The 24,826-nt window shown below is 51.0% G+C and carries 19 protein-coding genes; 14 read left to right on the forward strand and 5 right to left on the reverse strand.

What is annotated here, in order from left to right; translation table 11 throughout:
• Positions 1 to 175: 175 nt before the first annotated feature.
• Positions 176 to 2,245 carry a PKD domain-containing protein gene (locus HYD27_RS19040; protein WP_219217795.1) on the forward strand — a complete coding sequence of 690 codons (2,070 nt, stop codon included), beginning with the start codon at positions 176 to 178 and terminating at the stop codon, positions 2,243 to 2,245.
• A 20-nt stretch (positions 2,246 to 2,265) separates the two neighbouring features.
• Positions 2,266 to 6,150 (forward strand): hypothetical protein, encoded by a 3,885-nt coding sequence (locus HYD27_RS19045; protein WP_219217796.1) that lies wholly within the window; start codon positions 2,266 to 2,268, stop codon positions 6,148 to 6,150.
• Between the two features lie 108 nt (positions 6,151 to 6,258).
• On the opposite strand, the gene HYD27_RS19050 is transcribed toward HYD27_RS19045, so the two are convergent.
• Positions 6,259 to 6,903, reverse strand: a complete 645-nt coding sequence (locus HYD27_RS19050) for a hypothetical protein (RefSeq protein ID WP_219217797.1) — start codon at positions 6,901 to 6,903, stop codon at positions 6,259 to 6,261.
• Positions 6,904 to 7,442: 539 nt separating this feature from the next.
• On the opposite strand from HYD27_RS19050, the gene tkt reads away from it, so the two are divergent.
• The 3 genes from tkt to HYD27_RS19065 all read left to right on the forward strand — a co-directional run bounded on the left by tkt (position 7,443) and on the right by HYD27_RS19065 (position 11,641).
• On the forward strand, positions 7,443 to 9,491 hold the full coding sequence (gene tkt, locus HYD27_RS19055; protein ID WP_219217798.1) for a transketolase: 2,049 nt from the start codon (positions 7,443 to 7,445) through the stop codon (positions 9,489 to 9,491).
• 34 nt (positions 9,492 to 9,525) lie between these two features.
• Positions 9,526 to 9,843, forward strand: coding sequence for a pyrimidine/purine nucleoside phosphorylase (gene ppnP, locus HYD27_RS19060; protein WP_219217799.1), 318 nt, complete (start codon positions 9,526 to 9,528; stop codon positions 9,841 to 9,843).
• A gap of 976 nt (positions 9,844 to 10,819) precedes the next feature.
• On the forward strand, positions 10,820 to 11,641 hold the full coding sequence (locus HYD27_RS19065; protein WP_219217800.1) for an alpha/beta fold hydrolase: 822 nt from the start codon (positions 10,820 to 10,822) through the stop codon (positions 11,639 to 11,641).
• 390 nt (positions 11,642 to 12,031) lie between these two features.
• Here HYD27_RS19065 and HYD27_RS19070 read toward each other — a convergent pair whose 3' ends face one another.
• Positions 12,032 to 12,934 carry an NAD(P)-dependent oxidoreductase gene (locus HYD27_RS19070; RefSeq protein ID WP_219217802.1) on the reverse strand — a complete coding sequence of 301 codons (903 nt, stop codon included), beginning with the start codon at positions 12,932 to 12,934 and terminating at the stop codon, positions 12,032 to 12,034.
• A 248-nt stretch (positions 12,935 to 13,182) separates the two neighbouring features.
• Here HYD27_RS19070 and HYD27_RS19075 point away from each other — a divergent pair, with 248 nt between their 5' ends.
• From HYD27_RS19075 to HYD27_RS19085, 3 genes are all read left to right on the forward strand, one after another.
• Positions 13,183 to 14,538, forward strand: a complete 1,356-nt coding sequence (locus HYD27_RS19075) for a glucose-6-phosphate isomerase (protein ID WP_219217804.1) — start codon at positions 13,183 to 13,185, stop codon at positions 14,536 to 14,538.
• A gap of 129 nt (positions 14,539 to 14,667) precedes the next feature.
• On the forward strand, positions 14,668 to 15,300 hold the full coding sequence (locus HYD27_RS19080) for a YigZ family protein (RefSeq protein WP_219217870.1): 633 nt from the start codon (positions 14,668 to 14,670) through the stop codon (positions 15,298 to 15,300).
• Between the two features lie 3 nt (positions 15,301 to 15,303).
• A complete protein-coding gene (locus tag HYD27_RS19085; protein WP_219217806.1) occupies positions 15,304 to 15,885 on the forward strand; it encodes a TetR/AcrR family transcriptional regulator in 582 nt (193 codons plus the stop codon).
• Between the two features lie 191 nt (positions 15,886 to 16,076).
• Here HYD27_RS19085 and HYD27_RS19090 read toward each other — a convergent pair whose 3' ends face one another.
• Positions 16,077 to 16,478: a secondary thiamine-phosphate synthase enzyme YjbQ gene (locus tag HYD27_RS19090; RefSeq protein ID WP_219217808.1), complete on the reverse strand. Its 402-nt coding sequence runs from the start codon at positions 16,476 to 16,478 to the stop codon at positions 16,077 to 16,079.
• Positions 16,479 to 16,670: 192 nt separating this feature from the next.
• Between HYD27_RS19090 and cysT the strand changes: the two genes are divergently transcribed.
• The 5 genes from cysT (at position 16,671) to HYD27_RS19115 (ending at position 21,489) form a co-directional block, all read left to right on the forward strand.
• Entirely contained in the window at positions 16,671 to 17,480 is an 810-nt protein-coding gene (cysT, locus tag HYD27_RS19095) for a sulfate ABC transporter permease subunit CysT (RefSeq protein ID WP_375373931.1), read from the forward strand.
• On the forward strand, positions 17,477 to 18,274 hold the full coding sequence (locus HYD27_RS19100; protein ID WP_219217810.1) for a sulfate ABC transporter permease subunit: 798 nt from the start codon (positions 17,477 to 17,479) through the stop codon (positions 18,272 to 18,274). Before cysT ends, HYD27_RS19100 begins: the two co-directional genes overlap by 4 nt.
• A 1-nt stretch (position 18,275) precedes the next feature.
• A complete protein-coding gene (locus HYD27_RS19105) occupies positions 18,276 to 19,337 on the forward strand; it encodes a sulfate/molybdate ABC transporter ATP-binding protein (RefSeq protein WP_219217811.1) in 1,062 nt (353 codons plus the stop codon).
• Positions 19,338 to 19,441: 104 nt separating this feature from the next.
• Entirely contained in the window at positions 19,442 to 20,512 is a 1,071-nt protein-coding gene (locus HYD27_RS19110; protein ID WP_219217812.1) for a sulfate ABC transporter substrate-binding protein, read from the forward strand.
• Between the two features lie 197 nt (positions 20,513 to 20,709).
• Positions 20,710 to 21,489 carry an MBL fold metallo-hydrolase gene (locus HYD27_RS19115; protein WP_219217813.1) on the forward strand — a complete coding sequence of 260 codons (780 nt, stop codon included), beginning with the start codon at positions 20,710 to 20,712 and terminating at the stop codon, positions 21,487 to 21,489.
• Positions 21,490 to 22,481: 992 nt separating this feature from the next.
• On the opposite strand, the gene HYD27_RS19120 is transcribed toward HYD27_RS19115, so the two are convergent.
• On the reverse strand, positions 22,482 to 23,252 hold the full coding sequence (locus tag HYD27_RS19120; RefSeq protein WP_219217814.1) for an SDR family NAD(P)-dependent oxidoreductase: 771 nt from the start codon (positions 23,250 to 23,252) through the stop codon (positions 22,482 to 22,484).
• 20 nt (positions 23,253 to 23,272) lie between these two features.
• Complete coding sequence (locus tag HYD27_RS19125) at positions 23,273 to 23,728, reverse strand: S-ribosylhomocysteine lyase (protein WP_219217815.1); 456 nt, start codon at positions 23,726 to 23,728, stop codon at positions 23,273 to 23,275.
• Between the two features lie 265 nt (positions 23,729 to 23,993).
• Between HYD27_RS19125 and HYD27_RS19130 the strand changes: the two genes are divergently transcribed.
• A complete protein-coding gene (locus HYD27_RS19130) occupies positions 23,994 to 24,713 on the forward strand; it encodes a 5'-methylthioadenosine/adenosylhomocysteine nucleosidase (protein WP_219217817.1) in 720 nt (239 codons plus the stop codon).
• Positions 24,714 to 24,826: the final 113 nt, after the last annotated feature.

The following is a 24,826-nucleotide window of genomic DNA, read 5'->3' on the forward strand; positions in this document are numbered from 1 at the left end:
AACGTACGTTATAGTTCTTTTCTTAATGATTTTATTTCCTTTTTCAACACATTCTACACAGGCCGCTGATACAAAAAACGTATCGGTGTCCGTCCCAACTACAACTGGGTTGACCGGATCAGACAACAGTGCAAAGACCTTTTACTTAGACATGCCTAGTGGAGTAAGCAGCTCTATGATCAAATTGGGTACTCTTAAATATAAGGGGAATAACAGTGTGGTTGGGGCGATCATCGTTGAGAATGGCAAGATAAAACTCACCCTCAAAGGGAACGAAAAAAATGAAACCTTATCTGTGAAAGGAGCTAACGGAGGATATTCAAGAAATTTTACTACTAAGCCCGGAAACTCTATTTGGCGCTATGCGGAAGGACGCCTATGGCAGATTAATGATTATATAGAAGAAAAGGGGATTAATGTTAGCTACAATGTAAGCGCAGAAGACATCGAAACACCATCTATTGCGCCACCAAAGACAGTGGTAACCACCAAATCTAATCCTGCTGATCCAAGTACGGCCACATGGTATAAAAATGAATCGGAAACCATTTCGTATATTAGTATTGTACAGTCGAGTATCAAGATTACTCTTCTAGCTCTTTTAGGAGATAAGGGGAGTACGAGCGTTAAAGATGGTAAATTCATCATAACTTACACGATTCCATCCCAAAATTTTGAATTTGAACAAGTGCCAGATAGTTTTGAAAAAGGCCAATGGGTCACAGGCCGGTTGTATTACGTTACTCTACCCTATTATTTCACAGCCACAGCCAAACTAACTTCCTACAGCTACGCCGGAACCGTTACCTTTGATTACGATCTGCCTACCGAACCTACTCTTACCGGCAGCGTGGCTGTGTTAAAACCAAATCCTAACCCGGCAAAATTTGAAGACAAGGATATTGCCGTGCAGCTCTCCTTGAAAGGGGAACTCGAGGGTTATATGAATTCCTCTAACATCGAAGAATGGGTGTTTTATGCTAAGGAGAAAGAAGTGGAGAGTACGCTGCAGCAAAAGAAAAATTACAGCAAAGCACTGAGCAGCAATACGCAGTTTGACTTCACCATCCTCAAGGAGCGGATTAAAGATGACAGGTATCAGCAAAAGTATGCCTTGACTGTTACCGTGCGGTTTACGAAGCCGATTGTTACGAACAACGGTACGATAACGTCTCTGCAGCAATCGTTTGATGCTATTGTGGAGATTTATAAGAACATTCCGACGATTATACTGCAACCAGATCCTACCGTTCCGCCATCCAGCGGCAAACCTCCAGTGGCTGTGATCATGGCTCCTGCGGCCATAAAGGCCGGAGAGGAATTTATCGTTAGCGGCGGCGGTTCTTATGACCCGGACGGAACCATTAAATCATACATTTGGGACGCACCGCGGGCGGTAGAGCCCTTGAAAGATGCATATACCACCACATGGTACGCATCGAACAGTATCGGCACCAACGGAGTCAGCCTGCAAGTTGTAGACAATGACGGTATGTCCGACTCTACCGGAACATTTATCGAAGTGATTGAACCCAAGCCGGTCGCGGGGCTTAAGCTTACGGGCAGTACTAAACAAAATCGCAAAGTGACCTTGACCAGTACCAGTAAAAGTCCGGTGCACTATCCATTGGTGGATGCCAGGACCCAAATTACGATTTCAGCGGTTTCCGGAGGGACAAGCAGTGACATTAAATATTCCGGAACATTAAAAGGCATTACAACCAAGGACATGCTTTTTCGAAAGCCCGGTGTCTATAAGGCGACGATTTATGTTGAGAATACCGAAGGGTATTCGGATACCTCGTCCGTTACCTTTACCATTATTCCAGACGATCCGCCAACCGTCTTGTTCTCAATGCAGCCGACTGCCTATCGGGATCCGCAAAATGGGAATAAGGCATCCATTTATATCGAAGACCTTTCGTTTACACCGGACATAGATCTGATTGCCCGCAGGCTTTGGCAGTATCGTTATGACTCCGATGGTGACGGGAGCTTTGACGATGAATCCTGGGTGACCTTCAGCGATGGCAATCTGGACCACCTCTATCTGGAAGTCAGTGAGGTTGGAAGATATGAAGTGCGCGCAACAGAAACCGAAGAGTTTGGTCAGCCTACAATCGGCGAATTTGTTTCGTCCGCAGACCGCAGATCCGCAGATTCGTACAGCAGCGCTGTGCAGCCTGTGTCTGAGCGAGTTGTAGAAGTGCTTAACCTGGGACCACAAGGCGATTGGACATGGTAAGGAGAGGAACGGGAAGGCTTGTGAAGATTACACGTTTAGGTCTGCAAGTGCTGTTGTGTTTGGCTCTATTCCTGACTCTGGAATTAAACATTTTCAAAGTCCATGAAGTCGATGCACTGGATACTAATGTCGTGGAGTTTATGGATATTGAGGTTCCTGCGTTAGATGGCTGGGGTGGATTTGATGAAAATGACGGTACATGGTGGATGGCAGCTCCATACATGGCACTAAGTGATTTTAGTCTTCATGTCAAAAGGGAGGCTTATACCATTACAAAAATCCGCTACAACAAAGTGACTCAAATGATGAGTTACGAGATTAGTCCCAATGCCCCGCAATATGACATTACAGTTACCCGAAGTTTCGCACGTCTGGAAGCCAGTTCTTTAAAACAAGGCAGCCACTGGGTGGAATATGATATTCGGTATCAGCACGCCCCTCATTTTTACGGCCCAAATCCTTACGGGGAAGAGCAGCGTGATCAATTGAGCTACTACGGAGATATGTTTTACGTGGATTACTATCATCCCGGCCAGACCGGCGGTGTGGTACCTGTAGATGGCCCGAATTTCTACTATGGGCAGTATAATGGCGCTTCCAACATCACATCCGGATCATTTTATGTAGGTCAAACTTCACCCACTGATTATTTTGGCATTACAGGTATTCCTAAGTATCTGGAATTTAACGATGAAATTAGTGGGATGATGGGCGTAAACTTGAGCATGCAGAAAAAATTCTTTTTAAGTGACTATCACAAATGGGCCCTCATTCAGAACTCGGCACCTACGCTCTCTTTAATTTCACCAAACAATGCTACCATTCAAAATGAAGAAGGATACAACATTCTGAATGTTGAAGGATATGCCCAGGACCCCGATAACGACGACCTGAATATTGTTGTTGAAGTACCCAATGTCTATTACCGCAAAGAAAAAGTAAGTAATACCTTAACACCGCATTATTTCTCCATCCCTATTGATGCGATAGCAGATTCACTTTCTCCCGGAACCTATCCGGTTAAAGTCTCGGTTGTGGATCCGTATAACAAAAAGGCTGAGGGCAGCTTAACCTTTAACGTTGTCGTACGGTTAAAAAACAAATCGTTTGTGCTGGTCGACGATCCCGTACATTTGGATAATACATATACGGACTTTGAAAATGACCCGCAGTACGCCAAACGTTACCGCTATGAGCACGATCCTTACTTTTTTGATAACTCGATGGGGATTATTTCGGACAGTGGGCTTTGGCGTTCAGCACTTTATACGTCATTCCCATACAGCGGTTTGTACAGTGTCTATTTTCAGCTCAAGGATAACCCGAAGAACGACAATCGCTTTGACAAATACCGGATTTGGGGGCCAGACAATATTTCCTCCATGGTCTTCAATGTACACCGTAAACCTATTGCCCTATTTACGGCGAAGCTCGTTAACGGCAGCTTGCAGCTAAGCGACAGCTCTTATGATTTAGACCACACCACAAGTCCGACCAAAGGGATTTCTGCCTGGCAATGGCAATACAAAAAAACTGGGTCTGAAGTATGGACAGAAGGGGTGCCGCCTGCACAGCTGCCGACAAGTGACCAGTATGATATCCGATTACGTGTCAGAGACGTAGATGGCGAAAATAAAATAGGGGTATGGTCCGATTGGTGCCTGCGTATCGCAGGCAGTGCCATCAATCTTCCGCCAGTCGCCATGTTTACCGTGGATCCGAGCATCGTATCCTATCGAAAAGCGACGACAATTACAGATCAATCCTTTGATCCGGACAATGATTCCTTGGATATTTACAGTTGGGCCCTCGTTAAGAACGGATCGCAGCAAGTGTGGTCTTCTTACGGCGGGGCTGTTATCCCCCCGAATATAGCGGCCTATGGCGAAGGCAGTTATGTGATTACGCTGCAGGTGCATGATAACCGTGGGCTGTGGTCAACGCCTTACAGTCAGACGGTTCAGGTGATTAATCATCCGCCGGCAGCCTCCTTCAACATGCCAAGCGAAGTGTACCGGGACACAGTAATCACCATGGACAACCAGACGCCTGATCCGGACGAAGATGGCGACAGCCTATCGTATGCCTGGAATGCGCAACTCGACGGGGGCGCTTATTATTACAGCGGAAGCAACCGGTACCCGGTCATGAAGGTCACCGATCTGATCCAGCGCAGTGGAATAACCCCAAAGGCAGCGGTATCCGCTGGCTGGGAAATGCGCCTGAACGCATCCGATGGCGTATTGAGCTCTAATGCGATGCATACTTTTACGGTACTTAATCATATTCCTGCCGCTGCGATTAACGGTCCATCCGAGGCCGCCCGGTATAACACCGTTTCGTACAACTCTGCGGATGCTGACGAAGATCCTTCCGATGTATCCAGCCTGCGTTACTACTGGAGGGTAACGGACAGCGAAGGATTAATTCACTTTTACAATACGCAAAATATCCGGATGAACTTTAATGAAGTTGGAGTGTATACACTTGAGCATTGGGCAGTGGACCAGATTGACGCAAAATCAAATGTTGCAGTAATGAAAGTCAACGTGACCCCAAACCTGGCGCCTTCCTTAACGCTTACCACACCTGCAGGCACGCCAGGCGATCCTTCTGTGCTGGATGCCGAACTTCAGGGAGATCCGCTCATTCAGTGGACCTATTCCGATCCAGACAGCGATCCACAGGAAAAATACCGGTTGGAGTTTTTTAGTACCAGCGGAGTATTGGTCAACACTGTCGAAAACCCGGACTCTACCGGCCTGCTCCGGCAGTATCAGGTGCCGAACAGAACCTTTGAAAGGTTCGAAATTTTTACTCTTTATGGCAGAGCCTATTCCACAAATTCCTGGTCGGACGTCTCGAACGAAAAAGCGTTCATCATCGACAACCCGCCTCAGCCGGGCTTTACCCTGATTACGGATACCGGAAGGAATGCAGCGCAAGTGCCGATTTACCGGACGGATATACTGCAGATTAAAAGCACTGCTACAGATGCGGATATACCGAAAGGTGACGGCATCGCCCATCAATATTTCTTGAAGCCTTCAAGCGGGGCGGAGAGCCTGGCCGGCACACGGAGCACGTTCACCAAGCAGTTCAGTACGAACGGAGCCTTTACTCTGAGACAAGTGGTTACGGATTCGCTGGGTCTGTACAGGGAGCTGTCCCAAACAATCACGGTTGTGAATCGTATTCCTACGGTTAACCTCACGTATCCGGCCAGCACCAGCCAGGCTGTCCCAACGATCGCCAGTACGCTGACTCCGGTCATCAAATGGGAGTATCAGGACGAAGACGGAGATCTGCAGCAGCGGTACAAAGTGCGGATCATCAACCTGACAACCGGAGCAGCCGCGGTCCAATCGGGTGAACAGGCTTCCAGCGCCAAGCAGTGGCAGATCCCGGCCGGTATGCTGGCAGAAAATCAAAAGTATGCGGTGGAAGTTGAAGTGTTCGACGGGTTTAGCTGGAGCGCCCTATCTCCGCGTAAATATTTCATGGTCAACCTGCTTACGGTGAAGGGTGGGGTTCAGCATACGGCAGAGTGGAATGCAAACCGCCAAGCGTACAATTTGAATAAAAGCGGGAATGCGGAGACCCCGCGCGGCTATAGCGTGTTTTGGGCGGGAGAAGGCTTTGTGCTGCAAGCGGATGCTACAGGGCTGCCGGATACGGTTGAAGCAGTGATGACGGGAGGGTATGCCACACAGCTTAGCCCCAAAGACAGCAGCAAAACGCTTTGGACCGGTGAATTGTATAATACAGCCTTTGAAAAGCTGCCGGAAGGTCCGCTTACCTTTACTTTTACTGCGAAGAATGAATACAACACCAAAATAGATAGGGTAACAGTCACTATTCTGGGAGATTGGACAGAGTATTTTCAGAGCCACCGGGTAAAATAAAGCAACTGCGTGACAGGTAGCTGACAGTATGAAATTGTGGTGCTAGAGGGAGGTGCGTACAGTATCTGGAGCGCCGGATAACTGTAGTATCGGGCGGAGGCCGGTCTGTCAGACGACACCTTCCACCCGGTCTTCCTTTAACCGCATCATTTGTGCTGCAACGGCTGCCGGGACAGGTGAGCCGGGAGTATGCACACAGGAGGCCTGAACCAGCTGCCCGTGAGTTCTGCGCATATAGCAGGACAGCTTGCCGCTGAAGATTTTATGGGCGCACAGAGATGCGGCGAAATCTTCCGGGGTTACGAAGCAGGAGGGCTTGGCTACCGGATGAACGGCAGACTCCTCGAATACTGAAGCGACAAAATGGGAGCAGAAGTAAGCGTCCTCCCGGTTGATTTTCACATTCAGCAGCACACCGATCAAGCCCAGCAGATGATATTTGTAGCGCTCCTGATGGTCCATCATGCCCTTTACGTGGTTGTACATCGTCTCGTATTCCGTCTTGCTTACTCTAAGCTGATAGATTGCGCAGTCCGCACTGCTGTAAAAAGGATGGACAAAGTTCTCGCGGATCAGCCCTGCAACAAAGGGATTATATGCTTTTTTCCGTCCGAAGCTGTAGACCTCGCGCAGTTCACTGTCAAAGGCGATCGAAGCGTGATTGAGCTCGGCTTTGGTAAACCATTTAATGATTCCGCTAAAAGCAGTTCCGGTTCCGGTAAGCACAACGTAGATATTTTGATTTGCTGTCATCTTCGAAATCCCTTTCTTATGGAAATATTGGATGAACCGGTAAAAACCGCTCACTTAAGTAAATCCATCTTACTGTATAATCCAGCGTTGTAAAACGAACTTTAGTCTAACCCGGATACTGGACCAAAGGCTGAGGCGGAAACTGGTCTTATGCACGTTGCAGCGGAAGGAGACAGGACTTTTTATTGAGATCATTCAAAGTAGAACGTTTTCAAAAAGCCGGCGTAAATTACGCTAATCAACAGCCGGCGATTGTTGTTTTTTTGCAAATAATTATGAGTATGCCTGCAGGATATATCCATCATACTCTATTTATGCTGGAGCAGCCCTTCTTTTCATAGGAATAGGCTGTTTTATTACTGCTGCCACAAGGGATGGGCATACCCGGCCGCTGGGAAAATAATGAATAGATCAGGCTGAAGCCGCGAAATATAAGCTGTTGGGAATATGGAGTTTGCAAAAACAATTGGAAATGCTTCCACATTAGTGATACAATAATAGTCAAAATGACATTCTTGATTTAGAGGAGGATTATTTTCATGACTGAACAGGCAAAGGAACAAGCAATCCATAAAGAAGAAAACTCCACTGTGGACAACCTGGCCATTACTACAATCCGCACCCTTGCTATCGATGCGATTGAAAAAGCAAATTCCGGACATCCGGGAATGCCGATGGGTTCAGCTCCAATGGGGTATCAGCTGTTTGCGAAGACTATGAATCATAATCCGGAGCACCCGACTTGGGTCAACCGTGACCGTTTTGTATTGTCCGCCGGACACGGCTCCATGCTGCTGTACAGTCTGCTGCACCTTAGCGGCTATGATCTGCCGTTGGAAGAATTGAAGCAATTCCGCCAATGGGGCAGCCTGACACCGGGCCATCCGGAGTTTGGCCACACTGCCGGTGTAGATGCGACTACAGGCCCTCTTGGGCAAGGGATTGGTATGGCAGTGGGGATGGCAATGGCTGAAGCTCAGCTCGGCGCTACCTATAATAAAGGCGAACACAATGTAATTGACCACTATACGTACGCAATCTGCGGCGACGGCGATTTGATGGAGGGGATTTCTTCCGAGTCCGCTTCGCTCGCCGGTCATTTGAAGCTTGGCAAACTGATCGTGATGTACGATTCCAATGATATTTCCCTGGACGGCAAGCTGAATCTGGCATTCTCCGAGAATGTAGCACAACGTTTTGAAGCTTATGGCTGGCAGGTTCTCCGTGTGGAAGACGGCAATGACCTTCCTGCACTGGGCCGGGCTATTGCCGAAGCGCAAGGCGACAACAGCAAACCGACGCTGATTGAAGTGAAGACCGTCATCGGCTATGGCAGCCCGAATAAGCAAGGCAAAGGCGGCCACGGCGGTACTCACGGTTCCCCGCTGGGAGCAGACGAAGCGAAGCTGACCAAGGATTTTTACAAATGGGTATACGAAGAAGACTTTTTTGTGCCTGACGAAGTCCGCGCCCGGTTTGCCGAAGTGAAGGAAAAAGGCATTGCGGCCAACAAAGCATGGGACGAGAAATTTTCCGCTTACAAAAAAGCTTATCCGGAGCTTGCGGCGCAGCTCGAAACTGCACTGAACGGCGAGCTTCCCGCAGGCTGGGATGCCAATCTTCCCTTCTACAAAGCCGAGGACAAAGCGGTTTCCACCCGTGTTGCTTCAGGCAACGCCTTGAACGGACTTACTGCCAGCCTCCCGCAATTGGTCGGCGGTTCTGCCGATCTGGAAAGCTCGACAATGACTCACCTGAAGGGTCTGGCCCAGTTCACCCCGGAATCCTACGATGGCCGCAATATTTATTTCGGTGTCCGCGAGTTCGGTATGGCTGCAGCGATGAACGGGATTGCCCTTCACAGCGGTCTCAAAGTATTCGGCGGAACCTTCTTCGTATTCACCGACTATCTGCGTCCGGCAGTCCGCTTGGCTTCGATCATGAAGCTTCCGGTAACCTATGTGCTTACGCATGACAGTATTGCTGTCGGTGAAGACGGTCCGACTCATGAACCGGTTGAGCAGCTGGCTTCCTTGCGCATCATTCCAGGCCTTACGGTTATCCGTCCGGCTGACGGCAACGAAACTTCCGCAGCCTGGGCCTACGCGATGGAAAATACAGCCAATCCGGTAGCGCTGGTGCTTACCCGCCAAAACCTGCCGATTCTGCCGGGAACCGTTGAGGGTGTCCGCGATAACATCAAGCGCGGCGGCTATGTAATTTCCGATTCCAAGAACGGCGCACCGCAAGCACAGATTATTGCTACAGGCTCCGAGGTTCAACTGGCAGTAAAAGCACAGGCTGCTCTTGCAGAAGAAGGCATCGATGTCCGTGTTATCAGCTTGCCGAGCTGGGATCTGTTCGAGAAGCAGGACAAGGCTTACCGTGATTCCGTTATCCTGCCTGAAGTCAAAGCGCGTCTGGCTGTCGAAATGGCGCAAACCTTCGGCTGGGAGCGTTACACAGGCGATCAGGGCGACATCCTTGGCATTACAACGTTCGGTGCTTCCGCACCTGGCGATACTGTAATCAAAGAATATGGCTTTACGGTTGAAAATGTAGTCAGCCGCGTCAAAGCCCTGCTATAATAGACGGATTAAGAACAAAGGGGAGAATTAGCACATGAGTCAGTTCACCAACGCGACAATTCAAAAAGCAGCCAACATTTATTACGATGGTAAAGTTACCAGCCGTACAGTTACATTGCAGGACGGCACCAAGGTAACACTCGGCATCATGCTGCCCGGAGTGTATGAATTCGGCACGGAGGGTCCCGAGACTATGGAAATTCTATCCGGTGATCTGAAAGTGCTGCTTCCCGGTACAGACGTATGGAAGGAAATCAAGGGAACCGACACCTTCCATGTTCCCGGCAACTCCAAATTTGCATTGGAAGTCTTCGCATTAACTGATTATTGCTGTTCTTACCCGGTGTTGTAATTCATCAGCTTCAGCAGAGGTCCCGCATTTATGCGGGGCTTTTTTTAAAAGAGAATTTATATGCTTTGCACATTAAATTATCCTTCTATTTCTCGCTGAAACGCCCCGTTCATAATAAGGACGGCGTAGCCGTTTCTGCATGTCGTTAGGAAATTATGCTTCTCGTCAATTGTGGATAATGAAGTGGAATGGAGTAAAGTGGAATTCGTAAGAATTAGTACACTTACACGGACGGAAAAGTCTAAAGGAATCGTGGGAATAAGCTGGCTCCATCTAAATTCAACCAGTAATCGTATTCCAATCAGGAAACCGGGCTTTAGCAGCGGGATCGGAAGAACCCTCTGAACCCGCAGCGGACTTCATTCACATCGTCAACCGCTGATTTTGGTGTTGAGCCAAAAAGGTAATTGAATGTAGGAATGGAACCGGCGAACCTGAAAACGCTGATGAAACGCAAGGAGGTTCATAGGGGACGGAAGCGAAGTGTAAAAAGTAACACTAATGGGCTGGAATCCTGGATTGAACGGGCTTTAGTGGGATTTTGTACACCTAATGGAGGCCTGCTCCCCCCATACGGCTGATTTCAGCCGAATTAGTTGTACTTTTTCCCACTAAGGATGATCCAGGATCCGAATGAGTTGAATTAGCTATACTTTTTCCCACTAACGAAAGGGGATTAAGATTACTTTTTCAGACGGTTGAGAAAGTAGCTTTTTTGAGGAGATCGGAATCATAAACCTTTGATTTATAAGGCGTTTTCTAATCGGAAATCATTAAAAATCGGGTTTCTCAACAGTCTGACTTTTTCCACTTGGGCGTAGCCGTTTTGTTCTTAATTTTGGTATAAATAAACTTGTGCTTCTCCTGCAGGTTTGATATTATTAATGGGAACATGTGTTTGATTAATGGGATATATAAGAAACTGTGAATGCAGCTGTATTGTATTCCGATTCATTCATTGTAAGGGAGTGAGGCCGTGCTGTATTCCGATTCATACATAACATTTAATTACGAAGAGGCAGGCAAAGGAAGACCGATGCTGATCCTTCACGGCAACGGTCCGGACCATCAGATGATGATGGGCTGTATGGAGCCGTTATTCTCCGAGCAAGATGCGTACAGAAGAATTTATGTGGATTTGCCGGGAATGGGAAAGTCTCCTGCCGCAGAATGGATACGTTCCTCGGACGGTATGCTTCAGGCAGTTAAGATGATGATTGGGGCATTGATACCGGACGGGCATTTTATACTTGTGGGACAATCCTATGGAGGATATCTAGCGAGGGGGTTAGTAAGGGAATATGCCGATAGTATTGATGGGTTGCTGCTGCTCTGCCCCTGCATCATTGCTGACTCCTCCAAGAGGGAGCTGCCGGCGCATGAAGTGATGCTTCGTGATGCTGGATTGTTGGAAGAGCTGAGTGCAGCGGAGAGGGAAGAATTCACCTCGATTGCGGTAGTACAGAGCAGAGAGACGTGGGAGCGGTTCAGCCGTGAGATACTCAGCGGCCTGCAACTGGCCGATGAAGCCTTTATGCATAGGATCAGGGCGGCTGGCGGTTATCCCTTTAGCTTTGAGGCGGCTGCGGTGCCTCCTTTTGACAAGCCGGCTCTGATTATAACGGGAAGACAAGATTCAATGACTGGCTTCAAAGATGCATGGAAGCTGCTGGATATGTATCCGCACGCGACTTTTGCGGTTCTGGATCGTGCCGGTCACAATTTGCATCTGGAGCAGGAGGAGCTGTTTAAGGTGCTGACAAGAGAGTGGCTTGCAAGAGTGAATAGTGTATCCTAAATGTTGGCACAATGCTGCTCCTGTTCACCGGGTGAAACGAATACGAGCATTCCGCCGATGATGTTGTCATCTGCCAGCAGCTTGTAAGCTTGTATAGTAACCTTATTCCATCATTTTGCTCTCCGGGAACTGGAGCCGTATCCCGGCGGCCCGTCTTCCGCTTTGTTCTGAAACCGCTGTGCGTCTTCATCAAATGTTCTTTTATGAGCTTCCGCCAGCTTGCTGGCGTCCTGGGGACGGGTTAATAGAAAGGACAGCGTAGGCGTATACTCCCTTGGTATTTTATGTAATGCAGCATCAGACGCAGCCATAGTTTCTGCTGCGCCTGATTTCACCCGGTTATCATTGAATATATCCTTATATTTCCTGATTTCCGGCTCCCTGTAGAGTCTATTCCTTGCTTGTGCCATCGCCGATTTTCCGGCCGATCCATTCTTCATAGGATTTGACCACAGCGGACAGATCTTCATCTCCGCAGCCATGGTTGAATCCGGCCTGGAACATGCTTTTGGCTACGCCAAGCATTGGTGAAGGCACACCTGTGGAGTCGCTGAGAGAGGAAGCCAGCTTGAGATCCTTCAGCATCAGCGCCAGGGAAAACTGGTTGCTGAAGTCATTGTCAATGATCTTCTGGCCCTTCAGCTCGGCTTGCTTGCTGCCGGCCGACCCGTTCTTCACGAGTTCCAGAAACTTGTCTGCAGGGACGCCCGATTTGACGGCAATGGAGAAGCCTTCGGCGAGCGCGACATTATGAATGCCGACCATGGCGTTATGGGCCAGCTTCGCGACGGCACCGCTGCCGTTGTCTCCCATGTGCAGCAGCAGTCTGCCCATGGAGTCAAAAATATCGCGGTGCTCTTCAATGACGCCGGCGTTGCCGCCGACCATGAACACCAGTGTCCCGTCAATGGCGGCCGGTTTACTGCCCGTTACCGGGGCATCGAGGAACCTGCCGCCCCGTTCCTCCACTGCTGCGGCGATTTCGCGCGCCAGACCGGGAGAAATCGTACTCGAATCAACAACGGTTATCCCCGGCTCCAGAACATTCAGAATCCCATCCGGGCCGTAGAATACGTCGCGGATAGAATCATCATTGCTGATCATGGTAATAATAACATCCTTGCCCTGGGCGGCATTTTGTGGAGTTGCGGCGACCTGGGCGCCTTCTGCCCTCAGAGGCTCGCTTTTGGCTGCTGTGCGGTTGTAGACGGTAACCCCAAAACCGCTGCGCAGCAGGTTGGAAGCCATAGGTGCTCCCATCGTTCCGAGTCCGATAAAGCCGATCTGTTTCATTCCATTTCCACCTTCGCTCTTTGAGATTGCATGCCTTCATTCATTCTATCACGGCACCCGGGGTTGTTCCACAAATCCATGCTTTGCTATGCACGGGAAACGCTTCCACTAAAATTCCGAAAACCTGGTTCAAAAGCCCGGGGTGTGCCTTAAGACCTTGCCAGTCAAGGCAAATTAAAGTATCCTATTATAAAGTTGTAACAAACGGTGTCAAATCTAAAGAGATAAACAGGAGGTTACCATTACCGATGTCCAAGAAGATTAATTTTGACTACACCAAGGCGCTCTCCTTCTTCAGCCAGCATGAGATTGACTACTTTGCCGCTCCGGTGAAGCTGGCCCATGAGCAGCTTCATAACAAGAGCGGAGCAGGTTCAGACTATCTGGGCTGGATCGATCTGCCAACAGCGTATGACAAGGAAGAGTTCGCCCGTATCCAGCAGGCGGCCAAGAAGATTCAAAGCGATTCCGATGTGCTGATCGTTATCGGTATCGGTGGTTCCTATCTTGGCGCGCGTGCAGCGATTGAGGCCTTGTCGCATTCCTTCTATAACAACCTGTCCAAAGACAAACGCAAAACACCGGAAGTTTATTTCGCAGGGAACAATATCAGCTCGACATATATCACACATTTGCTCGATCTTGTAGAGGGCAAGGACTTCTCCGTGAACGTAATCTCCAAATCCGGCACGACCACTGAGCCGGCTATCGCCTTCCGCATTTTCCGCGCAGCGCTGGAGAAGAAATACGGCAAGGAAGAGGCTCGCAAACGCATCTACGCTACCACCGACAAGGAGAAAGGCGCACTCAAGAAGCTTGCGAATGAAGAAGGCTATGAGTCGTTCATTATTCCTGACGATGTAGGCGGACGTTATTCCGTCCTTACACCGGTTGGCCTGCTGCCGATCGCCGTAGCGGGAATCAACATTGAAGAAATGATGCAAGGGGCCGCAGCTGCAGCCGATGAGTTCAACAACCCTGATGTGGCTGCCAACCAGAGCTATCAATATGCCGCAGTCCGCAATGCATTGTACCGCAAGGGCAAAACAACGGAAATCCTCGTCAACTACGAGCCTTCCCTGCACTTTGTATCCGAATGGTGGAAGCAATTGTACGGCGAAAGCGAGGGCAAGGATTTCAAAGGCATTTATCCATCCTCCGTTGATTTCTCCACAGACCTGCACTCGATGGGCCAGTTCATCCAAGAGGGCAACCGCAACATTTTTGAAACGGTGATCCAGGTTGAACAGGTTCAGCATCATGTATCTATTGAGAATGATCCGGACGATCTGGACGGTCTGAACTTCCTGACCGGCAAGACGATGGATTTTGTCAACAAAAAAGCGTTCCAGGGCACGATGCTGGCACACACAGACGGACAGGTGCCGAACCTGATCGTGACCATCCCGGACCAGACGCCTTATACCTTCGGGTACCTGGTGTACTTCTTTGAAAAAGCCTGCGGAATCAGCGGATATCTGCTGGGCGTTAACCCGTTCGACCAACCGGGCGTAGAAGCATACAAGAAGAACATGTTCGCGCTGCTTGGCAAACCGGGCTACGAGAAAGAAAAGGCTGAGCTCGAAGCCAGACTTACCGAATAGCTTTGCCGAACACCGCAGATTATTCATACAATTAGCAGCCACCAGGGAGCAGCCCATAGGTAATTCAATACCATGGCCTGCTCCTAATATATATCAAATTATTATATGGATGTAAGGAATGGAACAATGATGCTGGAACAATACCGGACGGTTCGCTCTCCCGGTTCCCGGGAAGTCGTAATCCGTAAATCACGCTTTATCGGCCATGTTATGCCGGTGGAGAACGAAGAAGAAGCGGTGCAATTTATTGAGAGCATCAAGAAGCAGCATTGGAATGCCACGCATAACTGCTCTGCTTATATGATCGGTGAGCGGGACGAGATCCAGAGACAGTCGGATGACGGGGAACCGAGTGGAACGGCCGGTAAACCGATCTTGGAGGTAATCCGCAGCCAAAATGTTAAAAATGTCGCAATTGTTGTCACCCGTTATTTCGGAGGCATTATGCTGGGCGCAGGCGGACTGATCCGGGCGTATACGGATGGGGCTGTACTGGCACTCGAAGCTGGAGAAGTAATCACCCGTGTGCTTAGGCGAGAGGTATTTGTGGAAATCGACTACACCTGGCTGGGCAAGGTTGAGAATGAGCTGAGGGGAAGAGGCATACAGACCGGTGAAACTTTGTTTACGGATAAAGTTACGCTGCTGTGTCTGCCGCGCAATGATGAAGGCGATGCATTTATGGCATGGATAACAGATCTTACCCAGGGGCAAGCACTGGTTACAGAAGGGCGGCGGCTTTACTACAGCGAAGGGGAATAAGATATGGCAAGAAGAGCAGTCGAACAGGAGTTGTCGAGGGAAAGAATATTGGAAGCGGCCAGGCATCTGTTCATCACCAAAGGTTACCGGGCGATATCGATGCGCAGCATCGGCCAGCATCTGGGGTACAGCCATGGTTCGCTCTATTATCATTTCAAGGAAAAGGCGGAGTTGTTCTACGCCATCGTCGTCGAAGATTTCAATCATGTAGCCACATTGCTGAATCAGGTAATGCATACTCCGCTTGAACCGGGGATGACCCGTGTGGAGCAGCTGATTATGGAATTTATCCGTTTTGGTATAGATCACCCCTATCAGTACGAGATCATGTTCATGATCCGGGACGAAGAGCTTCTTGCTTATTGCCGCGCGGAACAGGGACGATGTTTTGAGTTATTTGCAAGTATTGTCCGCTGCCACATGAAGGAAGAGGGTTATGTGTCGGAGGATTGGCAGAGTATACCGCTAACCTTGTTCTTGTCCGCACACGGATTTATCTCTTATTATATCCAGGATAAGGTTTCGTTCGAGGATGTCAGGCAGGCCGCATTAACGCATGTCAAGGTATTAAGCCGCAGTTTGTAGCTACTGTGTTTTTTTTAACGCTTCTCGGTTTAGCGCGTTGCATTGGTATAACTTTGATTGGTGAAAGTGTGAAAGAAACTATAATATGTATAGAAGGCGGCTCTGCAGGAAATTGCGGAGCCGCCATTTTTGAGCATCTGTAAGGAGATTTGCCGGCAGCGGCTTCCAACCCGCAACGTGGGGTGCCTTGTTCACCCTTCCATTATTTTCATGCAGCATTGCCGGCGTCTCGGACCGTCGAACTCGCAGAAATAAATTCCCTGCCAGCGTCCAAGCAGCAGCTCGCCTTCATGAATAATAATGCTTTGTGAGGGACCGGCGGTTATGGACTTCAGATGAGAGGCCGTATTGCCTTCCGCATGGCGGTATTTGGGATGCTCCCAAGGGTAGACCTCGTCAAGTCTCATCAGCACATCATGCTTGACATCCGGGTCGGCATTTTCATTGATAGCTATTCCTGCTGTGGTATGCGGGCAATATACAACGATGATTCCATTCTGTACACCGCTTTTTTTGACATAGGAAATGACTTCGCGGGTGATGTCCCGCAGCTCATCCCGCTTGCTGGTACTGATCTCCATGGTATGAAGCATAATGCTCTCCCCTCTCTGTACAATAAATATACTATAGTTTACCCCAAAACGAACGAAAGTAATTGACGGGGGCAAGCGGCATTTGGTAAAGTAGTGATAACTTTAAACCAAGTATATTAATAGGAATAATTATGGCTGGGAAAGCGAGTATACCGACCGGAAAGCCGGAGGTGGGGGGACTTATTTTTGAATATGCTGCTTAGACACAAGGGGTGGACCTGGGGGTTCCGCACGACAATCCTGCTTTATTTTGTTGTACTTATTGTTCTGCCGATACTCGGGGTCTATTACAACTCATTTTCGCTTGGCTTCGGCAGTTTTGCCGAGAGCATCAGTGACCCGATTGCCTGGAAGTCGGTTTTGCTGACACTGAAGCTCGCTGTTGTTGCTGCAATCATTAATGTTCTGCTCGGCACGATGATTGCCTGGGTGCTGATCCGCTACCGGTTTCCCGGAAAGGCGCTGCTGAACAGTCTGGTTGACCTTCCCTTTGCGCTGCCGGCAGCGGTTGGAGGGCTGATGATCCTGCTGCTGCTTGGTCCGGGCAGCCTGATCGGAGGATTCGCAGAAGCGCTGGGATTCGAAATTGTGTTTCATCAGCCGGCGATTGTGATCGCCATGGTCTTTGTAACCTTTCCGTTCGTGATCCGGGCAGTGCAGCCGCTGCTGGAGGAGCTTGATTCTTCAGAAGAAGAGGCGGCCTATACGATGGGCGCCAAGAGCAGCCGGGTATTCCTGCAGGTGATACTGCCCTCCATGGCCCCGGGGATGATCGGCGGAGGCATGCTGGCATTTTCGCGGGCGCTGGCTGAATTTGGGGCGGTCGTGCTGGTGGCGGGCAACATTCCGGGGCGTACGCTGGTGTCCTCCGTGTTTATTTTCGGTGAAGTGGAGAGCGACAATCCGGTTGGGGCAGCAGCGGTTTCCATTATTTTGTTGACTTTGTCCTTTGTGATTCTCTGGCTGATCAACCTGCTGCAGATGCGGGGGAGAGGAGCATGAGGAAGCTGTGGATTGGACTCACTTATCTTGTTTTCTTCCTGCTGATTGCTGCGCCGCTCGGGAAAATGACGGCCGGCGCTTTCAGTGAAGGGCCCGGCGGCTTCCAGGATGCGCTAACCCGCCCTGAAGCGCTGCATGCGCTGATGATGACGGGGTTCGTTGTAGTAGTAGTCACGCTGCTTAATACGGTATTCGGCATTATGATGGCTCTGTATCTGGTGCGGGCGGACTGGCTGGGCAGACGGGTAAAAGGGCTGATGAACAGCATCGTCGATCTCCCTTATGCCGTATCGCCGGTTATCGGCGGACTGATGATTGTGCTGCTGCTCGGTCCGGACAGTGCGCTGGGTGCTGTATTCGAACAGATCGGGCTGAAGATTGTATATGCTTTTCCGGGAATGGTCATTGCCACCCTCTTTGTGACCTTCCCCCTGATGGTGCGCGAGGTCATGCCGGTGCTTCAGGAGATCGGCTCGCAGCAGGAGGAGGCGGCTTCGACGCTCGGAGCGTACGGCTGGACCACCTTCTGGAAGGTGACATGGCCCTCCATCCGCTGGGCTGTCATCTATGGTGTGATCCTGACGGTTGCCCGCTCGTTGGGAGAATTCGGGGCGGTGCTTGTCGTTTCAGGCAATATCATGAACAAAACCCAGACCGCGACCACGCTGGTCTACCAAGACGTCGAGAATTTCAATGTAACGGCTGCGGGCGGCATAGCGCTGGTACTGGCCGCATTTTCCGCAGGACTGCTGCTGCTTATGGAATGGACCAAGAGAAGAAAGGAAGTGCATTAATATGCATGTGGAAGTCCGGGGACTTGATAAGCATTTTGGAGATTTTCATGCGGTGAAGGATGTCAATTTCGGAATTACCAAAGGCCATCTTATTGGGCTGCTTGGTCCTAGCGGCGGCGGCAAAACCTCGATCCTGCGCATGCTTGCGGGACTGGAGACGCCGGACAGCGGCGAAATTATTTTTCATGGCACAAAGGTAAATAATCTTCCGCCACAGGAACGCGAGATCGGCTTTGTGTTCCAAAACTATGCGCTGTTCAAGCACATGACTGTGTATGAGAATATCGCCTTCGGCCTGAAGGTGAAAAAAGCGAACAAAAGCGCAATTCAGAACCGTGTGGCCGAGCTGGTGGAGCTGACGGGACTGAAGGGCTTTGAAAAACGTTATCCGCATCAGCTCTCGGGCGGTCAGCGCCAGCGGGTCGCTTTTGCCCGGGCGCTGGCGCCGGAGCCGCAGCTGCTGCTGCTGGATGAACCGTTCGCGGCGATTGACGCCAAAATCCGGCAGGAGCTGCGAGCATGGCTGCGCGAGCTGATTGAGCGCGTTGGCATCACCTCCATTTTCGTGACCCATGACCAGGCTGAAGCGATTGAAGTGGCGGATGAGATTATGATTATTAATCAGGGACGCCTGGAGCAGAAGGGTACGCCATGGGATATTTATAAGGAGCCGAAGACACCGTTTGTGGCAACCTTTGTCGGTCAGTCGACGCTGATCGAGAATGCCTCGGAGCTCAAGGGCTTCGATAACACAGACGGCAACAAGGCCAAGGCCCTTATTCGTCCGGAATATATCGAGGTGGGCAATATCAATGAATTCAAAATGGCATCGGCCACCGAGCTGGGCATTGTGAAGCACCTGCATTTCCGCGGCAGCGAATGGCTGGTTGAGGTGGAAGTGAACGGTCACAAGCTGGTGACCTACCGCTCCCTGGAGAAGGAGACGCTTGCGCCGGGCCAGGAAATCGCCGTGCTTGTCCACCGGGCCTACCTGTTCAATGATGAGCGGAGCTGGATTCAAGAGAACGGGCTGAAGGAAGATCCAATGCCTGTGTTTATTTAATATATAGAAGTGTTTCTAGGCTTTCGGGGTCCCGGCAAAGTGCCTGAGTAAGCTTCGAAGCCAAATCCCCACGGGGGTATCCTGTCAAAGGAAGTGTCACCGGTATGAGGCTTTTCAAAAGGAGCAGACAACTGCACGGATGGCTGGCTGCCCTAATGCTGGCAATCCTCGCGCTGGCTATGACCGGCTGCGGGAATGGGAATGACAACGCAGCTGCGGCGGAGAGTCCGCAGCAAGGCGATCTGACGCTGGTTATAGGGGCTTATAGCGTAGTTAAGGATGCCATGGGTGAAATTCTGCCGTTGTTTGCGGCGGATTGGAAGGCCCGGACGGGACAGACCCTCGCCTTCCAGCAGTCTTACGAGGCTTCGGGAACCCAGGCCCGGGCCATCGCCGGGGGATTCGAAGCGGATGTGACCCTGCTGGCGATGGAAGGGGATGTCGACAAGCTGGTTAAGGCGGGCCTGGTAGACCAAGCCTGGAAGGACCGGGGCGAGCATGGAATGGTGACCCGTTCAGTGGTGGCGCTTGGCACACGCGAAGGCAATCCGAAGGGCATTCATGATTTTGCCGACCTGGCGAAGCCGGGGGTGAAGGTGCTCTATCCCAATCCGAAGACCTCCGGCGGAGCACAGTGGGATATCAACGCGATCTACGGGGCGGGCCTGAAGCTGTCTGAGGAGCAGAAGGGAGCGAAGGATCCTGCTGCCGCCAAAGCCTTTTTGGAGAGCGTACACGCCAACGTAGAGTCTCTGGATAAAAGCGGGCGGGCTTCGATGGCCGCTTTTGAATACGGGGTGGGCGATGTGATCGTCACCTATGAGAATGAGCTGCTGGCCCGGATTGCGCAAGGTGTGAAGTATGAGGTGATTATTCCCGGGAATACGATCCTGATCGAAAATCCGGCTGCGGTCGTGGACAAGTATGCCGATGAGCATGGCACCGATGAGGCTGCGAATGCATTGGTTGATTATCTGACTACGCCGGAGGCGCAGGGCGTGTTCGCCAAATACGGCTTCCGGCCCGTAGACAAGCAGGTCTATGCGGAGAATGAGAGCCGTTATCCGGTTCCTGCGGGGCTGTTCGACATCAATTATCTCGGCGGCTGGGATGAAGTGCGCACTGCGCTGTATTCGAAGCGGGGCGTCTGGTATCAGGTGCTGGCCGGGATTTAGTCTGCGGGGTTTCTGACCGGGATGAGTATGGGAAGGACTTGCAGAGCAACAGAGAGAGTTGTCTCTCCGGCAGGCGGGCCTGCGGACGGGATGGCTCTTTTTTCAGTTCATCTGTCATGCTTAAAAGGACGCTGAGCTGTTATAATGATAAAGTGGTTTTGAACATCCGTGACGCGGAATTTAGGGAGGGCTGGCTTGTGGATACACTGGTATTTATGGGAACCGGGGACGCCATGGGCGTACCCCGGGTCTATTGCAGCTGCGAGACCTGCATGGAGGCGAGAAACGGCGGAAAGAATATCCGGCTGCGCTCCTCTGTGCTTATAGATAACGGCAGCGGCTTCTGGGTTATTGACTGTGGACCGGACTGGCGGCGGCAAATGGAGATGCAGGGACGGCGCAGCATGCGCAGGCTGCTGGTGACGCATGCCCATTTCGACCATATTGGCGGACTGCCGGAATGGGCGGACAGCTGCCGCTGGATGGGGTACCGGGGGGAGCTGTACGCTCCGGCTGAGGTGATACCAGTGATCCAGCGTCAATATCCGTGGCTGGGCGGGCACATTGATATGATTCCGTGCGATGACGGACTTGCACTGGACGGCTGGCAGATTTACACCTGGAGGGTGAACCATGGCAAGAATGGATACTCCTATGCCTACCGGCTGGAGAAGGACGGCTACGTCTGGGTTTATTGCCCGGATTCCATAGCACTCACGCCGGAGGAGACGAAGCCCATGCAGGGAGCGGAGCTGCTGGTGCTGGGCACAAGCTTTTATTATGAATCCGCTGAGCTGTCTTCACGCTCGGTGTATGATATGACGGAAGCGGCGGAGCTGCTGGGCATCGTTCAGCCGTACAGAGCCGTATACACCCATATGTCGCATGATGTGGATCTTAGAAAAGATTACATTCTGCCGGAGAATGTTACGCTCGCAGTAACGGGCCTGCAGCTGAAGTTGGGCCGCAATAATTGAAGCTTGCAAGGTGTTTTTTCAAAAAGAGGCCCCGCTTATGCAGTTGCTGCTCAGGCAGGGGCTTTTTCTGAAAAGATAAGAATTGATATGTTTCACGCTATACATTAGCCTTATCTTTCTCGCTGAAACGGATACCGTCCTTATGAGGACGGCGAAGCCGTTTCCACTTGCGCAGGAATACGCAGGCTTTTGGAGTGGACGCTCCGCGAACGGGGCGTTGTCCGGGTCGCTGTGCTCTCCAGATTTATTTCATTCCTCTTAGGAGCTGCGAGGAAATGAGTACCCGCTTTTGTTGACAAAAGCTCCACGGTTTTGGGAGTTTTGTCAACAATGTAGAGGTACTTTATTTCGTCGCAGTCTCTTAGCGGTGAAAATCCGGAGACCCAGGCGTCCGCTGCCGCTGTTCCGCGGGTCCGTCCGCTCCGCTGTTTAAGCGGGAGGCGGTTCTGTAATCTTTAAAAAACACAATAAAGAAACTTAATGTATATGAATGGAACCGGCGAACCCGAACAAGCTGATGGAACGCAAGGGAGAGGTTCATAGGGGACTGAAGCGAAGTGTAAAAAGTAACACTAATGGGCTGGAATTTTGGATTTAAAGGGCTTTAGTGGGATTTTGTACACTTCATGGAGGCCATCTCCCCCCATATGGCTGATTTCATCCGAATTAGTTGTACTTTTTCCCACTAGGGATGATCCAGGATCCGAATGCGATGGATTAGTGATCCTTTTTCCCACTAAAATGGCTGCCCTTTGGATGAATGGTTCAAGTACATCTTAATGTAGGCGTATTCCTCTGTAAGGGAGAGAAACGGATCGATTAGGGTTCCTTTTTCCCGATAACACTTGCGAAAAAGCGGCCGGGGGAATATGAAGTGACCTTTTCCACTCGGCGCCCCGCCTGGCTTCAGCAGCCAGCCTTACACCTGAAATGCTAACAGCTTCGCTGCCCGGTCAAGGACAGCGAAGCTGCTTCCACTTGTTTCGTCTATGCTAATTCATCGTCATTCCGCCAGTGACATTAATCGCCTGTCCCGTCATGTAGGAAGCCAGCGGGCTGGCGAGGAACAGCACCACATTTGCCACATCCCCAGGCTCGGCCGTCCGGCCAAGGGGCACCTGCGAGCGGTCCTCGGCCAGAATATCCTCCGGCTGCATCCCGCGCAGGGCAGCGCCTTCGATGCGCTCACGCCGCTTCATATCCGTCTCCACAATGCCCGGACAGACCGCGTTGACAAGAATCTGGTCCTTGGCCAGCTCCAGCGCCATAACCTTGGTGAAGCCGAGCACGGCATGCTTGGATGCAACATAGCTGCCCATGCAGCGGTAGCCGTTTTTGCCTGCCTGTGAAGCAATGCTGATGATGCGGCCGCCTCTGCCTTGGCGCAGCATTTGCCGCGCTCCCGCCCGGGAGACCAGATATACGCCTTTGGCATTGATATCCATGACCTTATCCCAGTCTTCCTCGCGGATATCCACGGCGTAATCCATAGTAGATGTTCCGCTGTTGTTCACCAGAAAGTCGACCGCGCCAAAAGCCTCCACCGCGGCGTCAATCAGCCGCGCTGCATCCTCACTTACCGTAACGTCAATCTGAATCTGCACCAGCCGCCCATGGATACGTTCAATTCCAGGACGGCCGGCGATATCACCGATGACCACATTCGCGCCGGCCTCAAGGAATAAATCCGCAATCCCCTTGCCTATTCCGGCGAGTCCTCCGGTTATAACAAGCGTTTGGCCGGTGAAGTCAATATTCAGCATCGTGACAGGTTCCTTCCGGCTTAGCTGCGGAAGGGATCATCGCTGATGCCGGCTTCCAGGACAAGTCTGGCGTATTCCTTGGCGCTGAACAGGGAGTGGTCCTTATAATTCCCGCATTCCAGTGCGGATACCGCAGGCACAATTTCGGTGTCCAGCACTTTATGCAGCACCTTGGTCAGGGCAGCCGCAACGTCGGCAGGGTTGTGCTCATCCCAGATAATCAGATAAAAGCCGGTTCTGCAGCCCATCGGAGAGATGTCGATAATGCCCTCCAGCTCGTCGCGCAGATAGGTAGCGAGCAGATGCTCCAGCGTGTGGACTGCTGCTGTTGGCAGAGCATCGGTATTCGGCTGCAGGAGACGCAGGTCATATTTTTGAACGGTGCTGCCCTTCCCGTTCCTCTCTGTACCTGCAACCCGCACATAAGGGGCCTTTACCTTCGTGTGATCCAATTGGAAACTTTCAACCTTCGCCATTATTCTCTTCCTCTCGCCCTTTTCATATCAAACTATCATAATGGAATAAAAATGTAAATGACATATTCCGAGTATTCTAATGTACTTAATTTAAACGTGTTGACAGGCATAATGATGAATTGTAACATATGAATCAAATTAAATCATATTAATTTACTAGGATTAATCCGGGGGAAGAAAGAAACGAAAGAAGCGGGGAGCATGCCGCAAAGGCAGAGGGCCGCCGTTCAGAATCATATCTCCGTGTTAAAGGAGCTGGAGGCTTATGAGCATAGCGATTATTGGCGCAATGGAAGAAGAGGTAGCACCGCTGCTGTCAAAGCTGCAGGATGTGCGCAGCTTGAAGGCGGGCGGCGGAAAGCTGTACGCCGGAGTGCTGAATGGACAGGATGTAGTGCTGCTTCAGTCGGGCATTGGCAAGGTCAACGCGGCGGTAACCGCCACTCAGCTGCTGGAGCGGTTTCACTGTGAGCTGATCATCAATACCGGTGCTGCCGGAGGCCTGGCTGCGGAGCTTAAGGTTGGCGATGTGGTGATTGCGGAGGAACTGGTCTACAGCGATGTGGATGCCACGGCCTTCAGCTATGCTTACGGGCAGGTGCCGCAGATGCCGCCGCGTTATCCGGTTGCGGCTGAACTGCTTGCTCTGGCGCAGAAGGTAATCGGGCGCGGCGGCAGACCGGAGCAGGTTGTCGCCGGGCTGATAACAACGGCCGATTCTTTTATCAGCCTGCCGGAGCGGGCGGTGGACATTGTCAGCCGGTTCCCGGAGGCGAAGGCCACGGATATGGAAGGGGCGGCGATTGCCCAGACGGCGTACCAATTCGGCGTTCCTTTTCTCGCTGTCCGCTCCATATCGGATATCGCCGGGGCCGGGGCCGCCGGATTGTTCAAGTCCCATCTGGAGCTGGCGGCCAGGAACTCGGCAGAGGTGGTGCTGGAGCTTTTGTCATGGTACACACCGCCCGACGTTTTTGAAATCTAGAACAACCGTCTTCCGAAGCGGGAGGCGGTTTTTTGCGCACTGGTGTGGACACAGAAGACCGTAGTATATGGAAATATCGTCTTTTTTCGAATATGCGGACACAGGAGCCGTAA

Source organism: Paenibacillus sp. S150 (genome assembly GCF_019352175.1).
GTDB lineage: Bacteria > Bacillota > Bacilli > Paenibacillales > Paenibacillaceae > Paenibacillus_AQ.

Coding starts and splice junctions, on each gene's coding strand:
- HYD27_RS19110 (WP_219217812.1), top strand. CDS start 19,442: ATGAGGCTTTTCAAAAGGAGCAGACAACTGCACGGATGGCTGGCTGCC.
- HYD27_RS19070 (WP_219217802.1), bottom strand. CDS start 12,934: ATGAAACAGATCGGCTTTATCGGACTCGGAACGATGGGAGCACCTATG.
- HYD27_RS19105 (WP_219217811.1), top strand. CDS start 18,276: ATGCATGTGGAAGTCCGGGGACTTGATAAGCATTTTGGAGATTTTCAT.
- HYD27_RS19120 (WP_219217814.1), bottom strand. CDS start 23,252: ATGCTGAATATTGACTTCACCGGCCAAACGCTTGTTATAACCGGAGGA.
- HYD27_RS19100 (WP_219217810.1), top strand. CDS start 17,477: ATGAGGAAGCTGTGGATTGGACTCACTTATCTTGTTTTCTTCCTGCTG.
- HYD27_RS19075 (WP_219217804.1), top strand. CDS start 13,183: ATGTCCAAGAAGATTAATTTTGACTACACCAAGGCGCTCTCCTTCTTC.
- cysT (WP_375373931.1), top strand. CDS start 16,671: ATGCTGCTTAGACACAAGGGGTGGACCTGGGGGTTCCGCACGACAATC.
- HYD27_RS19040 (WP_219217795.1), top strand. CDS start 176: ATGATCAAATTGGGTACTCTTAAATATAAGGGGAATAACAGTGTGGTT.
- HYD27_RS19125 (WP_219217815.1), bottom strand. CDS start 23,728: ATGGCGAAGGTTGAAAGTTTCCAATTGGATCACACGAAGGTAAAGGCC.
- HYD27_RS19080 (WP_219217870.1), top strand. CDS start 14,668: ATGCTGGAACAATACCGGACGGTTCGCTCTCCCGGTTCCCGGGAAGTC.
- HYD27_RS19050 (WP_219217797.1), bottom strand. CDS start 6,903: ATGACAGCAAATCAAAATATCTACGTTGTGCTTACCGGAACCGGAACT.
- HYD27_RS19090 (WP_219217808.1), bottom strand. CDS start 16,478: ATGCTTCATACCATGGAGATCAGTACCAGCAAGCGGGATGAGCTGCGG.
- ppnP (WP_219217799.1), top strand. CDS start 9,526: ATGAGTCAGTTCACCAACGCGACAATTCAAAAAGCAGCCAACATTTAT.
- HYD27_RS19085 (WP_219217806.1), top strand. CDS start 15,304: ATGGCAAGAAGAGCAGTCGAACAGGAGTTGTCGAGGGAAAGAATATTG.
- HYD27_RS19130 (WP_219217817.1), top strand. CDS start 23,994: ATGAGCATAGCGATTATTGGCGCAATGGAAGAAGAGGTAGCACCGCTG.
- tkt (WP_219217798.1), top strand. CDS start 7,443: ATGACTGAACAGGCAAAGGAACAAGCAATCCATAAAGAAGAAAACTCC.